Genomic DNA, 14,078 nt, shown 5'->3' with positions numbered 1-14,078 from the left:
ATGATGCGGCCCTCGCTTCAAGTGCCGCAGCCCTGCAACAGCGGCCCCACAGTCTCTTATTCCAGCGCAAGAAGGCCCATGTGTTACAGGCCACAGGGCGCAGGCAGGAGGCACTGGATATTCTGCAGACTGCGCATGACACACGCCCCCATGATGTGCCAACGATGCTGGCGCTTGCAAACCTGCAGCGCACATTGGGGGACATGACAGCCGCAGATGCGCTATATGCGCAGATCCTTGAGAGCAACAAAGCTCACTGGCCCGCGTTGCAGGCCCGTGCCAAGATTGCCGAGGCACGTGATGATATCGAAACTGCGATCTCTTTGCTGGAATAAGATCGCTCAACACCAAATGATACCTGATCGCGCGCTTGAATTGCTACGCCTGTATGTGAAGGCGGATCGCTTGTCGAAGGCAAAGCGTGTTTCGGCCCATCTTGCCAGCCGGATGGACATGATCACAAACGCACAATTGAAACAATTCATTGTCATAGCAGGAACGCTAGATCAGGCAGATGCCATATCTACCGCCATAGGCAGTGTTAAAAACCGTTCCTTGATCGATCTGGAATTGGCCAAGGTGTTGTTGCGGATTGCTCATGTGGCCGAGAATGAACCACTGGCGGATCGGGTCGAGAGCGCGTTGTGCGACCGGATAGCACCCGCGGAATTGTCTTTGTTTCGTATCGAGGCCACGCGTATGCGGCAGGGGCCTCAGGCTGCGCTTTCTCTGGCATTGGCAACACGGTCAGCGGCGCGGGATCCTCGCATGGCTACAAGCCTGGCTCGGCTTTTGATCGACACTGGGCGGAAAGAACTGGCCTTGCGCTATTTACTTCTATGTGTGCGGCGCTGGCCGAATTCCCTGCCGGTACTGAAATCACTAGCGCACGCCTTCATTCAGGCGGGTCTTCCAGAAAAGGGTCTGGAATGGTTCGAGGCGCATCAAAGTGAAAAGATTGTAGGGCCGCTCGCCGATGTATACGTGCGGTTCCTCCTGGTTTTGGGCCGGTTGGAAGAGATTGTTGAACACATCAAGACCGAAATAGCTGCAGGGCGCAAATCGGCAGGAAACATTATGCTTTTGCAGCTTTTATGTACCCTAGGTCGACCAGAAGAGGCCGAGAGCGTCGCTACCTTAATGAAAGCCAACCCACAGCATGCCAAGAGAAATCGGGTGCATTTTTCGATCTCGCTGCTTGGAACCCAATTGAACGAATTACGCTTGTACCGCCAGATTGTGCCGAAGACCGGTCAGGTGCCCACAGACCCCGATCTGGCGGCGACTTATCTTCAGGCGGCAACCGAGGTCCTGGATGCCCGCGCCGCCTGCGCGCCCTGCCCCGTCAGCGCAGATATGGCGCCCCCCATCCCGCGCCGGATTTTCCAGTATTGGAATACGCCCACAGTGCCAGAGGCAATTGACGGCATCATGCAAACCTGGAGAGAGGTCCCGGGCTGGACCTATGAACAGTTTGACCGGTCACAGGCACTGCGCTGGCTGTCCGAGACATTTGATGCCGATCACCGGCGCGCGTTCACATTGGCCCGCCACGTGGCCGAGGAAAGCGATTTTCTGCGGTTATGCGTGCTGTACCAACAAGGCGGGATCTATGTGGATGCCGATGACATGTTGACCGGCCATCCCAACGACATCATTGGCGCGGGGCCGGGGTTGATCGTCTTTCGAGAGCCCTTTGGGGCCCTGGCCAATAACCTGATCTGCGCCCCGCCGGGTCATCCGGCCATCGGCCAGGCCATGGCCATGGCCAAGACTGCGCTGCTGGGGCTGGACAATGACAACACGTGGTCCAAAACCGGGCCCGGCCTGCTGACGCGCGCCGTGGCATGGCACATGCTGCAAAACCCCGAGCACGCGCGGCGGGACACGCAGGTTCTGCCGCATTATCACCTGTTCCGCCATACCCTTCCACATGTGCCCCTGCCCTATAAGACCACAGCCAGCTACTGGAATGCCGGTGCGTTCCGGACAACCGACAGCGTGATGTCTGCCCTCACAACGCTTGCAGAGACAGGCCAGGGGCAAAATCCGGGTCATGGATCATAAAGCTTGACCCAACAAGACATCCCCGACAAGTTGAAACGCACACCGGATAGCAACCGCGATCTGCCCAGTAATTTCCGGAATTTAGTATTTATTTGTTTGGGCTTAACGCGATTTTAAAAAGACCAATAGGGATGGAAAAGGAACTACAATGTCAGAACCATATCTCGGACAGATCTACCTCGTGGGATATAACTTTGCGCAGCGCGGTTTTAATTTATGCGCAGGCCAGTTGATCGCAATTTCCCAGTTTAGCGCCTTGTTCTCGCTTTTGGGCACCACGTTCGGGGGCGACGGGCGCACGACATTCGGCCTGCCTGACCTACGCGGGCGTACGGCTGTCGGGATGGGCACGGGGCCCGGCCTGACGACCCGGGTCTGGGGCGAGAGAGGCGGCGCAGAGGAAACGCAGATCCTCGCTGCAAACATGCCAGCCCACAGCCACACGGCAACGATGCATGCCGAAACGGGTCCAGCGACACAAACCTCGGGTGCCGGCAATATGCTGGGCCTTGCATCCATTTACGCCACACCGGGTGCTGCCCCGAACCAGCCCATGTCAAACGAGGCTGTGACCGTCAGCAACACGGGCGGCAACATCCCTATCAACAACATGCAACCGTTCCTGACACTGAACTATGAAATCGCAATGTTCGGTGTGTTCCCATCCCGGTCCTGATGGCTTGAATTGCGCCCTGCGCCGCGTTGGCGCAGGGCCTTCAGAAAAAGGAGTGCACGAATGAGCACCAAAACATCTCTCACCCGGCGCGGCTTTGTCGCCCGTCAGGTCGCGGGGGCTGCAACTGTGGCTGCCCTGCCTGCCACCCATGCCATGGCCGCATCGTCTGCCACGCCTGCATCACCCGTAGGGCAGTTCAACTGGCTGACGTCGGGGGCCGCGGAATTGTCCGCACATCTGGGCCGCCGGTTTCAGTTCGACGACGAAACCGGGCACCGCACTGTGATGCGCCTGGTGGGTGTCGAAGCGATTGACAGCGGTGCGGACCGCCCCGCTGATCTGCCCCGCGCCGAAGGTGTGATCGCGGTCTTTGACGGGCCCGACACGGCCCCGCTGGCCAAAGCCGGGTCCAGAACCTACCGGGTCAGCGCCTTTGGCCTGGGCAGCGCCCATGTCATGGCCGGCCCCGTACCGCGCCGTGACGGATCGCACGTGATCGAAATTGTGTTGAACTGATCGCGGACCATTTTTGAAGCGCCCCGTTTTCAACAGCGGGGCGTTTTTCCGTTTGCCCATCAGGAGCTTGATATGCTTGACCGTCGCGGCCAAGTGGCCTTCCGCGTCATCCACGATGCCGACCGCCCATTCCTTGAGGCCCTGTTTACCAGTGCAAGGGAATGGGAATTCCAGATGACAGTCTGGAAGGCCGATGAAAAGACCCGGTTTTTGAAAAGCCAGTTTGACGCCCAGGACCTGCATTACCAGCGTGTCTATCCCGACGCGGTGCGCCGCATCATCACCCTTGATGGGGTCGACATTGGACGACTGTATGTGGACCGGCAGGACGACCATATGCGCCTGCTTGAATTGACATTGTCACCTGATGTTCAGGGGCGCGGCATCGGAACGGATATTCTGCGCAGCCTGCTGAACGAGGCCCATGGGGGCAAGGTCCCGCTGCGGCTGATGGTCGAACAGTCCAATCCGGCGCTGCGGCTTTATATGCGCCACGGCTTTGTCCAAACAGCCGTGCAGGGCCACCATCTGGCGTTGGAATGGCGCCCTAACACCGCCCCGCGCGAGATTTGATCACCCGGCACGCCCGTGGTCAGTTGAACACCACCTCGTAAAGCATGCAGTCATGATCCTGCCGGAACGGCGACAGCAAAAGCGCGAAACTGCCCAATCCCTCGTGCCGAAGCTGCATCACGTCATTGGCAAGCACTGGCTCACGCGGGCCCTCAAACGTCAGGGCAAAAGCCTGGCGCGCCGGGTAATGCACGCCATCAATCGTCAGATCGTTGTCCCGGACGGTCGAAGCTTTGAATATCTTGATATTATCAAGCGTGAGCGGCACCGGCCCGGTCTCACTGTCCACAGTAAAGATTTGACCGACATAAGGCGCAAAGCTTTCGGATGTGGCGGTGATCAGATCAATGCTCATGGTGCGAAATTCCCTTTGATGTATGGCAATACATACCACCGCGCACCTATTGCGAATACAGGCATGTCAAAAGACGTACCGCAAAAGGTTCACAACCTCGTCACGGACCAATTAACTATCGAACTGTCTGTTTATTTCTTCTAGGGTACCGATAATAATTTTAACAGGAGCGTATCATGGCAAGCTTTACGGGTGACGTATATTTTTATTTTCCCAGTGCCCCAACCTTTGGATTTGTTTCAAACGGAACAGGCACCGCAACGGACGGTCTGGCAGACACGACATTCACCGTTGGTGAAAGTGTCACCGGTCCCACAGGCACAGGTGGCTTCGGGGATGGTGAGGCCACATTTATCGGCACCTTTCCAGCACCCGGCGGCGCCACCCCGGATTGGGCCGTGTTCACGGAAAACAACAGCAGCACCTCAACATCCGAAGGCACCGTGTATCTGTTTGTGCCCCCCGGCACGCCCACAAGCGACCTTCCCGCTGACTTCAACGCGCTGAACGCGTCTTTCTCGGCTTCAAACCTGACCGAATGTTTCCTGACCGGGACGCGAATCGCGACGCCGGATGGCGAAACCGCGGTTGAAGATCTGAAGATCGGGGATGAGATCCTGACCGCGGACGGCAAGACCGTTCCCGTGCGCTGGGTCGGTTGGCAAAAAGTGGTTTGCGCCTTCCAGCCGCCTGAACGCCTGATGCCTGTGCGCGTTGAGGCCGGTGCTCTGGGCCATGGTCTGCCCAAACGTGACCTGACCCTGACAGCCGACCACGCCCTGCATATCGACGGGATGCTGATCAACGCAGGCACCCTGGTCAACGACACCACCATCACCCGCGTGCCGCTGTCCGAGTTCGACGGCAGCTATACCGTCTATCACGTCGAGACCGAACACCACGACCTGATCCTGGCCGAAGGCACGGCAGCAGAAACCTATGTCGACTATCTGGGGCGCAAGAGCTTCCACAACTATGCAGAGTTCGTGGAGCTGTATGGCGACACACGCACCATCCCCGAGATGGACCTGCCGCGTATCTCAGCCCCACGGCTGGTACCGCCAGCCACCCGCGCCCGCCTGGCTGCCGACAAAGTGGCCTAACGCCCTTTTTGATCCCGACCCAGGCAGATTACTCCTTCTACCTGGGTCATACATCGCATCCTGCGTGGCAGCATGTCTCTGAGGCGCAACATGCGTCCAGTAGGTAAATGTTGCAGAAGCCGGATTGCAAACGCGAACGCCTGTCTTGCCGTGGATTCACATCCGAAGTGCAAAACCTGTATCGAGAACAGGATGTTGCATGATGGAAGACAAATAGGGCGCTGTGACCCTTACCTTGGTTTGGGAGAGCGCCTTAAAGTCGGCAAGTGGCGAGAAGCCAAAATACCGAACTCAGAGTTTGTGGATCGGCTGAGTTACCCGCCATTCATTGCAAGGTGATCGTGCATTCTGGCTTCGAGGACACCATAGGCTATCGTGTGAAAGCTGGCAGGTCGGCCTGAACAGGTTTCAGGTCATATGCGATCCGAACACCATCTGATCCTCGTCTGTTACAAGGCGATCTGTCGCCATTTCCCTTGAATATCACCGCAGGCCGCATGGTCTACGGGCACATATCTTTCGACACAAGGTGGCCCACAATAGGCCTAAGCGGATCTCAGAGCGCACAGAATGCGGCCCTTAAGAATACGTCGGCTCTCAGGGTAAATTGCGTAGATTATCCCAGCAAATCAAATACCTCAGACCCCAGCCTGATATTGATTTCATCTTGGCCTGCACCATCCACCAACGCCCACAAGATTTGACCAGTGGGTCGGTAAATAATAAATGCCTCATCCACATCATCTGACCCAGCATTGGCCGTGTTGGTGGTGTTTATCTGGAACTGGTCACGGGTAACCCGATTGGCATAGTGCAGCACATCACCTTCAGACGCGTCATAATCCTGAATCCAATCATTGCCATGGTCAGCGATACCCAGATGGAAGAACCGGTCCGCGCCCTCGCCGCCGTTCACCCTGTCAGAACCAAAACCACCATTGACGAAATCATCTCCTGCGCCTCCAAAGATCAAGTCTGAGAAGGCTGACCCGGTCAGCACATCATCACCGCCTTGGCCGATAATGGTGTCTACGCCAAAGCCTCCCTCCATGCTGTCGTTGCCGTCACCGCCATTGAGTTGATCATTGCCATAACCACCATTGACGCTGTCATTGCCTGCACCTGCATAGACGATGTCGCGCAAGTCGGCATCCGTACTGCCACCAAATATGACATCGTTGCCATCACCGCCGTTCAGTGTGTCGGCGCCATCGCCGCCATTAAGCGTATCGTGCCCTTCATTGCCGATAAGACGATCGTTACCAGCCAGCCCAGACAGATTATCGTCACCTTCCCCACCGGTAAGCACATCATCAGTGCTGGTACCGATCAGGTTCAATGTCCCTTGCAGCACAGAAGAGGAACTGTCGCTGGTCACTGTTTCAACGGTTCCTTGCCCGTCAGTGTAGATCACCCGAACAGAAACGGCGGCTCCAACATCATCACCCACAAGCGTATAAGCGCTTTCTGTCGCACCTGAAATTGCAACGCCGTCCCGGAGCCATTGATAGCTGAACGCACCCAACCCATCGGCATCTGCCAAGGTATCGGTTGTAACATTCATCGTATTGCCTTCAACGGCAATTCCGTTCAACTGAGCAATGCCGGTAGGTGCATCATTAACATTAACAACAGGCCCGCTGCGTGGGCTCAACACTTGTTCAACTGTCCCCTGGCCATCAGTATAAGTGACCTGGACAGTGACCAAACCGCTCACATCTTGTTGGGTCAATTGATAGCTTGCCTGGGTTGCACCAGCGATCGCCACTCCATTCAGCAACCATTGGTACGTGAAGGTACCAAGCCCATCCGCATCGGACAAAGTCGATGTATCCGCAGTCAGGATCGAATTTTCAGCCGGCGTCCCGGTCACGGCAAGTGTGCCTGTCGGCCGGTCGTTCACATTCTCAATGACGTCTGTGGTGGTACCCGTAATACTGGTGCCATCATAGGTGACGCGCACGGAAATACTGTGACCCACATCTGCCTGCACCAGCTGATACGCCGTAGCTGTTGCATCCAAAATAGCGACGCCATCCCGGAGCCATTGATAGGTGATATCTGATGGTGCAGCGCCGTAAAGGCTGACCAACCCGGTGACTTCAGCCTGTAATATTGCATCTTCGGACGTAGCGCCCGTGATGGTAACAGTTGGGACCGGACTACCTGTGGCAGACACCCCCAACAGCGTGACGGAAGATCCATCGCTGAGCGTGACGACCCTATTGCCAGATCCATCGTCGCTTTCCACGATTCCAGACAATCCCGACCGATCCAGCGCATCGGTGCCAAATGCGAAGTCATAGATGGTGTCTTGTCCCATACCTGTATGCAAGACAAATACATCTGCACCCTCTTCACCATACAGGGCGTCATTGCCGGCACCGCCCATGATACGGTCATCACCGTCACCGCCGCGCAAGGTGTCGTTACCTGCGCCACCGTCAATCGTATCGTGGCCCGCCAAAGCACTCACGATATCATCTCCGCCCAAGGCATTGATCACATCGCTCTCGTTTGTGCCCCAAAGCGCATCATCACCGCCAGACGCCGAGGTTGACGCGAAAACAGCGCTCTGCCCGATATTGGAGATCAACGTGCTTAGGGTCCAAACCTCACCATTTCCAAAAATAATCTGTTCAATGGCGCTGGTTGATCCAGCTGACATTGTGTTGGCCAGCACCAGAACATCACGATTCAGCCCGGACGCAGTGCCGTTGCCAAAATCCAATACGATATTGTTACCCTGCTGGAAGATTGCCGCATTCTGCGAAAGATACCCTTGCACGATCACTGTGTCGGTGCCTGTACCGCCCAGATCGTTTATCACGTCATAATTGTCACCACCCACGTAAACATAGGTATCACCTCCCTGCCCGCCAGACAGCGTATCGGCCCCACGGCCACCCTGAATTGTGTCGGCGCCTTCATACCCAAACAGCTGGTTTCCACTGTCATCACCGATCAGGAGATCATTGTGGTCAGACCCATGCACATGTTCGATATTGATCAACGTATCGGTATAGCCGTAGCCATCAAATGCCAGCCCGGCGATCAGGTTAACCGATACCGCCTCTGTGGTGTTGCGATACCGGACAACATCGCTTCCAGCGCCACCATCCAATGTGTCTGTGCCGCTTTGGCCCCAGATCTCATCATTACCGTCTCCACCGTTGATGCTGTCATCCCCGGTGCCGCCCAACAGCGTATCTGCATCCCCCATACCCGAAAGGGTATCATCGCCCGCAAAACCAAAGATGCTGTTGGCAACATCATTGCCCACAACAATGTCATCATAATCTGAGGTGTGCACGCTTTCGATGCTGATCAGAACATCTGTACCGCCTTGTCCATCACTGGCCGTACCAGCATTCAGATCTACCGATACTGCGCTGGTGGCTGCAATATAGCGGGCAAGGTCATTGCCACTGCCACCGTTCAAGGTGTCATTACCACCTTCGCCCCAGATCTCGTCGTTGCCGGCACCACCATTGATGCTGTCGTTCTCGTTCCCGCCAAGCAGTACATCTGCACCTGCCTCACCGTTCAGGGTATCGGCCCCATCAAAACCAAAGAGCCGGTTTGCCTCGGCGTTGCCGGTGATGGTATCGCCGTGATCCGACCCGTGCAGATGCTCAATACTGATCAGTTGATCAGTGCCGCCAAACCCGTCAGCAACGACATTGGTAGACAGGTTTGCTGTAATCCCGCTGGCATCATTCCGGTACCGCGCAAGGTCACTGCCAGAGCCGCCATTGAGCGTATCGTCACCAGCGTCCCCCCAAATTTCGTCGTCGTTGTTACCACCCAGAAGGTTATCATTCCCATCACCGCCCAACAGCGTATCAGCGCCATCGGCTCCCATAAGGAGGTCCGCCCCACCAAACCCAGAGAACAGATTGGCACCTGCATTCCCTTGGACGGTGTCGTTGTGGCGTGAACCGTGCACGTTCTCGATATCGATCAGCGTATCAATGCCACCATCACCATCTGCCACCTGGTTTGTCGTCAGGTTGGCGTTGATACCTGCTGCGGCATCCAGATAACGCGCGATATCGCTTCCCGCGCCACCGTTCAGCGTATCGTTACCAGCCTCGCCGCGTAGTTCATCATTATTGGCACCGCCATTGAGACTGTCGTTGCCGTCACCCCCCAGGATTGAGTCGTTGCCAGAACCGCCAAGCAGCGTGTCAGCCCCGCCAAAGCCAAAGATCTGATTGGCCTCAATGTTCCCGGTGACCCGGTCGCCGTGGTTTGAGCCATGAACATTTTCAATACTGATCAATGTGTCGAGGGTGCCATAGCCATCCAAGGCGGACCCACTGATCATATCCACCGTGACCCCAGATGTAGCCTGAAGATAGCGCGCCACATCCGTACCCGCGCCGCCATTCAGCGTGTCATTGCCCGCTTCGCCACGTAATTCATCATCACCAGCACCGCCCAGAACCTGATCGTTGCCCGTTCCGCCCAGGATCACGTCAGCGCCATCTGCCCCGTTCAGCGTGTCATTGCCGCCGTAGCCAAAGATCTGATTTGCGCCGCTGCTGCCGGTAACTTGATCCCCCTGTTCAGAGGTGTGCACATTTTCAATGTCGATCAGTGTATCCGTGGTGCCATAGCCGTCCTGCACCACCCCTGTAGCCAGGTTTGCAATCACTTGCCCTGTTGCGTCGCGATAACGGGCCACATCTATACCAGCTCCGCCGTCAACAATGTCGTTGCCTGCACCGCCCCAGATTTCATCATCACCTGTTTCGCCGCGCAGCGTGTCATTGCCTTCGTGCCCCAGGATGACATCTGATCCAGCACCACCCGTTGCCGTGTCGTCCCCGGCAAAGGTAAAGATGCGGTTGTCTGCTGCACTGCCGATCACCGTGTCATTCTGGCCGGTGGTAAAAACTCCTTCGATATTGCTGAGTTGATCTTCGCCGCCATACCCGTCAATGGCGCGCCCTGTGACCAGATTGACATATGCCGCGCCGTTACCGCCATGCATAGTGTCGTCGTCATAATGGACCCGGTCAAACCCGGCACCGCCGTCAATAACGTCGTTACCGCCCAGCATCCAAAAGCCGTTATCCTCATCCGAGCCGATGACAGTATCAGAATAACTCGTGCCGCGTATCTGATCGATGTTGATGAGGGTGTCAGTAAATCCAAACGTATCTGTGGCCACGCCGGTCTGGAGATTGACCACAGCCCCCTGCGATCCGAACTCTTGTACTCCACGATCATAGTTGAACTGGCCAAAAATCACTTCGTCATCGTAGACGATTGTGTCGCCCGTGCCCGAACCACCATCAATTGTATCGTTGCCCTGATGCCCGACATACCATTCCAGTTCATCATGGAGCGTGTTGCCCCCGGTGATACGGTCGTCATAAGCAGATCCGCCAACCTCCAGGAAATGGAGGGCTTGGCTGAAATCCGTGGTCATGTTTACGGTTGTCGCAATGCCCGTCGCCAAGTTTACGGTCAGAGCGGCGTCAACCTCAAACACGATGTGGTGCCCGAAACGTGTCCCCTCCGAACCGAACCCGGTGATCGTCTTGTTGCCATTGCCATTGATAACAACTGTGTCGCGCGCATCAAAAGTTGTTGTTCCGACACGGATGAGGTCATCACCCGCACCGGTAAAGATTAGGTTGTCCCCGTCACGCGCATCGATCGTGTCATTGCCATCGCGACCGAACAACCGGTCACCATCCTCGTCGGTGCCCAAAAGGACATCATCTGCATTCGACCCAAAGGCATATTCGATTGAAATCAGCGTGTCGGTATTGCCGAAGGTGTCGGTGGCGGTACCTGCGCGCAAATCGACTGTGACACCCTGAGTGCCCGTTTCCAGGAAATAGGCGACCTGATCATTGCCGTCACCGCCGTTCAGCGTGTCATTGCCAGCATCACCGACCAAGGTGTCATTCGACCCCCGGCCATTCAGCGTATCGTTGCCAGACCGGCCATATAGCAGGTCGCGTGTACCCTCAGCGCCAAAGATCGTATCATCACCACCGGCACCATATACTCGGTCGATACCGATCAACATGTCGGTATCACCAAAGGTGTCGGTGGCAACTCCGGTTTCTAGGTCAACGTGGACCGCTTGCGTGCCGGTTTCGAGAAAGTAGGCGACCTGGTCGTCCCCTACACCACCGTTCAAAGTGTCGTTCCCTTGCCCCCCAACCAGAATATCATTGCCACTGCGTCCATTGATGCTGTCATTGCCTTCACGCCCGAACAGCAGGTCGTTGACAAGATTTGCCCCCAACAAGGTGTCGTCTCGGGCGGTACCATAAACCCGGTCTACATCGACAAGTGTGTCGGTGTTGCCAAAGGTGTCGGTGGCAGTGCCGGCTTCTAGGTCGACGTGGACCGCCTGCGTGCCGGTTTCGAGAAAGTAGGCGACCTGGTCGTCACCGCCTCCGCCAATGATTGTATCATTACCGCTATCTCCGACGAGCGTGTCATTGCCACCGCCGCCGTTGATGCTGTCATTGCCTTCGCGCCCGAACAGCAGATCTCCGGCTGCAGTCCGGCCCGAAATCGTGTCGTTGTTGTCTGAGCCATAAATCTGCTCAATCCCGGTGACCTGATCAGTGTCACCATAAGTGTCACGGATGGTACCTGCATCCAGATCAGCAACAATGCCGTTCGTACCGTTTTCGCGGTAATACAAGATGCGGTCGCCTGCCCCTGCACCACCGTCCAAGATGTCATTGCCCGCTCCGCCAACCAGCACATCCGCACCGGTCCCCCCGTTTAAGGTGTCGTTCCCGGTAAAGCCGGTCAGCGTGTCATTGCCATCTCCGCCGTTCAGCACATCATCCGAAGCGGTGCCGAAGAGATCATTATTGGTGGTGTCGCCGTTGATTGTTGCCATGATCTCTACCTCAATACTGTTTGTCGGTCATCTAACGTGACTGATCAAAAATGATATGAATACGTCTGCGTCTGTGCGCCTGCATATAGATGCATGCATCGCGCAAAATACTCTATGTATATTTGCTCTCAATCCTATCGGTTTTGGAGCGACTGTTGCATGTTGGCTGACATGAGCGCTTGGCTTTCCCAGATTATGACCAGGAAGTTATTTAGGCGCAGGCCTTTGGCCACGTAAAACATGAAACTTGTATCTGTTCGAGTTTAACCAATTGTCGCAACCCTGCCCCAATTCCTCCACGTCCCTGCTGTTCGCCAAAAGCATTACTGGCTGCGTTATACAGTTTGGTGGAATAGACAGTGTTCGGTTTTTTGTTCAGGTCCGTGTTGGAAGCTCGGGATGATTTTAGCTTTGATGGCTTGTCTCATCTATGGTTTTTCGACACCCAAAACGGAACTGTGCTGCTGACAGGCGCAAGTGTTTTAGGCGCGCAGAATGTGATTTCGCTTGAGGACGGAGAGGACAGCATCCTATCCACTCAAGTGTGGAGCAATGCGCCGGCTCTGTCTGATGTAGAAGTGTTGCAAGAGAACGGACAAACACTTCTTTTCAGTACCCATAGCCTGTCCGGCGCCGTAGCTGTGCAACCCGTCGATACACAGGGCAGACCCGGAAATGTGGATGCGCTGCGCACCACTGGAGGACAGGCCATTGAGGCTGCGCAATTGGTTAGTCTCTCCATTGGAAACCAGAATTTCCTGATCACATCTGGTTCAGATGGAGCCGGAATAAACAGTTACATAGTGCAGCCCTCTACAAGGCTAGTACATGTACAAGCTGTTGCTGACACTCCAAAATCCAAAGCTGGGCAAGTCGCGGATCTGGAGGCAATCGAGACAGGCGGATCACATTACATTGTTACCGCGTCCATCAGTGAGGACGGGCTCAGCGCATACCAGGTGACAACGCAAGGACAGCTTGAATTGCTTGATACCATCGCTGCGCGTGACGGCTTATGGGCAACCGCTTTCACTGATTTGACCCACGCCTTCGTAGACGGCGAGGTCTATGTGATCGCCGCTGCAAGTGGATCAAGCAGCCTTTCCGTTGTGCGGCTTAATCCGATGGGCGTCTTTTTTGCCGAAGATCAGGTCCATGATACTCTCGATACACGCTTTGCCGACGCAACAGCTGTTACGCACTTTGAAACAGGTGCGCGTGATTTCATTGTTGCGGCAGGAAACGATGCTGGATTTTCTGTATTCGAACTTCTGCCAGGTGGGATGCTGCATCATCATCAGACCATCGTACAGGATATCGCTTGGAATTTTGGAAACGTCCAAGACATCGCAGCCACTGTGCTCCAGAATGAGGTTCAGCTATTTTTTACGGGTGCAAGTGCTGGGGGCATCGCACAGTTTTATCTGCCCACTGACACAGTAGGCATGCGTCTGTCTGGCACAGATGGACATGACCGGCTTTCTGGTGAAACCAATAACGACCTACTCCTTGCAGGTGCTGGAAACGACACCCTTACTGGCGGTGCAGGCGACGACGTCCTGTTTGCCGGCACAGGCCAAGATCGCCTGACAGGCGGTGCCGGGGCAGACACGTTCGTTTTTGTCGCAGACGGGCAACAAGATAGAATTCAGGACTTTGAACCTGGGATAGATCGCATTGATCTAGGAGACTGGGGCCGTATCTACGACATCTCCGCCCTGACATTTGGTCAAAACGGCGGCTGGAGCACGATCGAGTGGCGCGATGAAAGTATACGTGTGCGCACTGCAGACGGTAATATCATCGCGCCCCAAGATTGGAGCGCAGATGATTTTCTGTTCTGATGGATGAGATCGTTCGCGTTTGCTTCGCCAAAGCCCGCCCTGCCTCACCCCAGCAAATCGA

General features: G+C 55.7%; 9 protein-coding genes. 7 read left to right on the top strand and 2 right to left on the bottom strand.

What is annotated here, in order from left to right:
- The 5 genes from RA29_RS18965 to RA29_RS18945 all read left to right on the top strand — a co-directional run.
- Positions 1-335, top strand: a 335-nt coding sequence (locus RA29_RS18965) for a tetratricopeptide repeat protein (RefSeq protein WP_039688999.1), incomplete at its 5' end; no start/stop codon positions are given.
- A gap of 433 nt (positions 336-768) precedes the next feature.
- Entirely contained in the window at positions 769-2,067 is a 1,299-nt protein-coding gene (locus tag RA29_RS18960; protein ID WP_193743585.1) for a glycosyltransferase, read from the top strand.
- A 148-nt stretch (positions 2,068-2,215) separates the two neighbouring features.
- Positions 2,216-2,743, top strand: a complete 528-nt coding sequence (locus tag RA29_RS18955) for a tail fiber protein (protein ID WP_039688995.1) — start codon at positions 2,216-2,218, stop codon at positions 2,741-2,743.
- A gap of 60 nt (positions 2,744-2,803) precedes the next feature.
- Positions 2,804-3,259, top strand: a complete 456-nt coding sequence (locus tag RA29_RS18950) for a hypothetical protein (RefSeq protein ID WP_039688993.1) — start codon at positions 2,804-2,806, stop codon at positions 3,257-3,259.
- Between the two features lie 72 nt (positions 3,260-3,331).
- Positions 3,332-3,832, top strand: coding sequence for a GNAT family N-acetyltransferase (locus tag RA29_RS18945; RefSeq protein ID WP_039688991.1), 501 nt, complete (start codon positions 3,332-3,334; stop codon positions 3,830-3,832).
- A 19-nt stretch (positions 3,833-3,851) separates the two neighbouring features.
- Here RA29_RS18945 and RA29_RS18940 read toward each other — a convergent pair whose 3' ends face one another.
- Positions 3,852-4,187, bottom strand: coding sequence for a hypothetical protein (locus tag RA29_RS18940; RefSeq protein ID WP_039688988.1), 336 nt, complete (start codon positions 4,185-4,187; stop codon positions 3,852-3,854).
- A 176-nt stretch (positions 4,188-4,363) separates the two neighbouring features.
- Between RA29_RS18940 and RA29_RS22105 the strand changes: the two genes are divergently transcribed.
- The gene (locus RA29_RS22105; protein WP_052249787.1) at positions 4,364-5,290 is read left to right on the top strand and encodes a Hint domain-containing protein; all 927 of its coding nucleotides are present in this window, start codon (positions 4,364-4,366) and stop codon (positions 5,288-5,290) included.
- Between the two features lie 616 nt (positions 5,291-5,906).
- On the opposite strand, the gene RA29_RS23675 is transcribed toward RA29_RS22105, so the two are convergent.
- On the bottom strand, positions 5,907-12,173 hold the full coding sequence (locus RA29_RS23675) for a calcium-binding protein (protein WP_039688986.1): 6,267 nt from the start codon (positions 12,171-12,173) through the stop codon (positions 5,907-5,909).
- A gap of 359 nt (positions 12,174-12,532) precedes the next feature.
- Between RA29_RS23675 and RA29_RS23795 the strand changes: the two genes are divergently transcribed.
- On the top strand, positions 12,533-14,017 hold the full coding sequence (locus RA29_RS23795; protein WP_275041515.1) for a hypothetical protein: 1,485 nt from the start codon (positions 12,533-12,535) through the stop codon (positions 14,015-14,017).
- Positions 14,018-14,078 lie beyond the last annotated feature (61 nt).

Source organism: Tateyamaria sp. ANG-S1 (assembly GCF_000814025.1).
In the GTDB taxonomy this organism is placed as follows: Bacteria; Pseudomonadota; Alphaproteobacteria; order Rhodobacterales; family Rhodobacteraceae; genus Tateyamaria.
This window is presented reverse-complemented; position numbering and strand designations above follow the sequence as displayed.

Bases quoted from the DNA above. Each gene is read 5' to 3' on its own strand.
- RA29_RS18960 (WP_193743585.1), top strand. From the start codon at position 769: ATGGCTACAAGCCTGGCTCGGCTTTTGATCGACACTGGGCGGAAAGAA.
- RA29_RS18955 (WP_039688995.1), top strand. From the start codon at position 2,216: ATGTCAGAACCATATCTCGGACAGATCTACCTCGTGGGATATAACTTT.
- RA29_RS18950 (WP_039688993.1), top strand. From the start codon at position 2,804: ATGAGCACCAAAACATCTCTCACCCGGCGCGGCTTTGTCGCCCGTCAG.
- RA29_RS18945 (WP_039688991.1), top strand. From the start codon at position 3,332: ATGCTTGACCGTCGCGGCCAAGTGGCCTTCCGCGTCATCCACGATGCC.
- RA29_RS18940 (WP_039688988.1), bottom strand. From the start codon at position 4,187: ATGAGCATTGATCTGATCACCGCCACATCCGAAAGCTTTGCGCCTTAT.
- RA29_RS22105 (WP_052249787.1), top strand. From the start codon at position 4,364: ATGGCAAGCTTTACGGGTGACGTATATTTTTATTTTCCCAGTGCCCCA.
- RA29_RS23675 (WP_039688986.1), bottom strand. From the start codon at position 12,173: ATGGCAACAATCAACGGCGACACCACCAATAATGATCTCTTCGGCACC.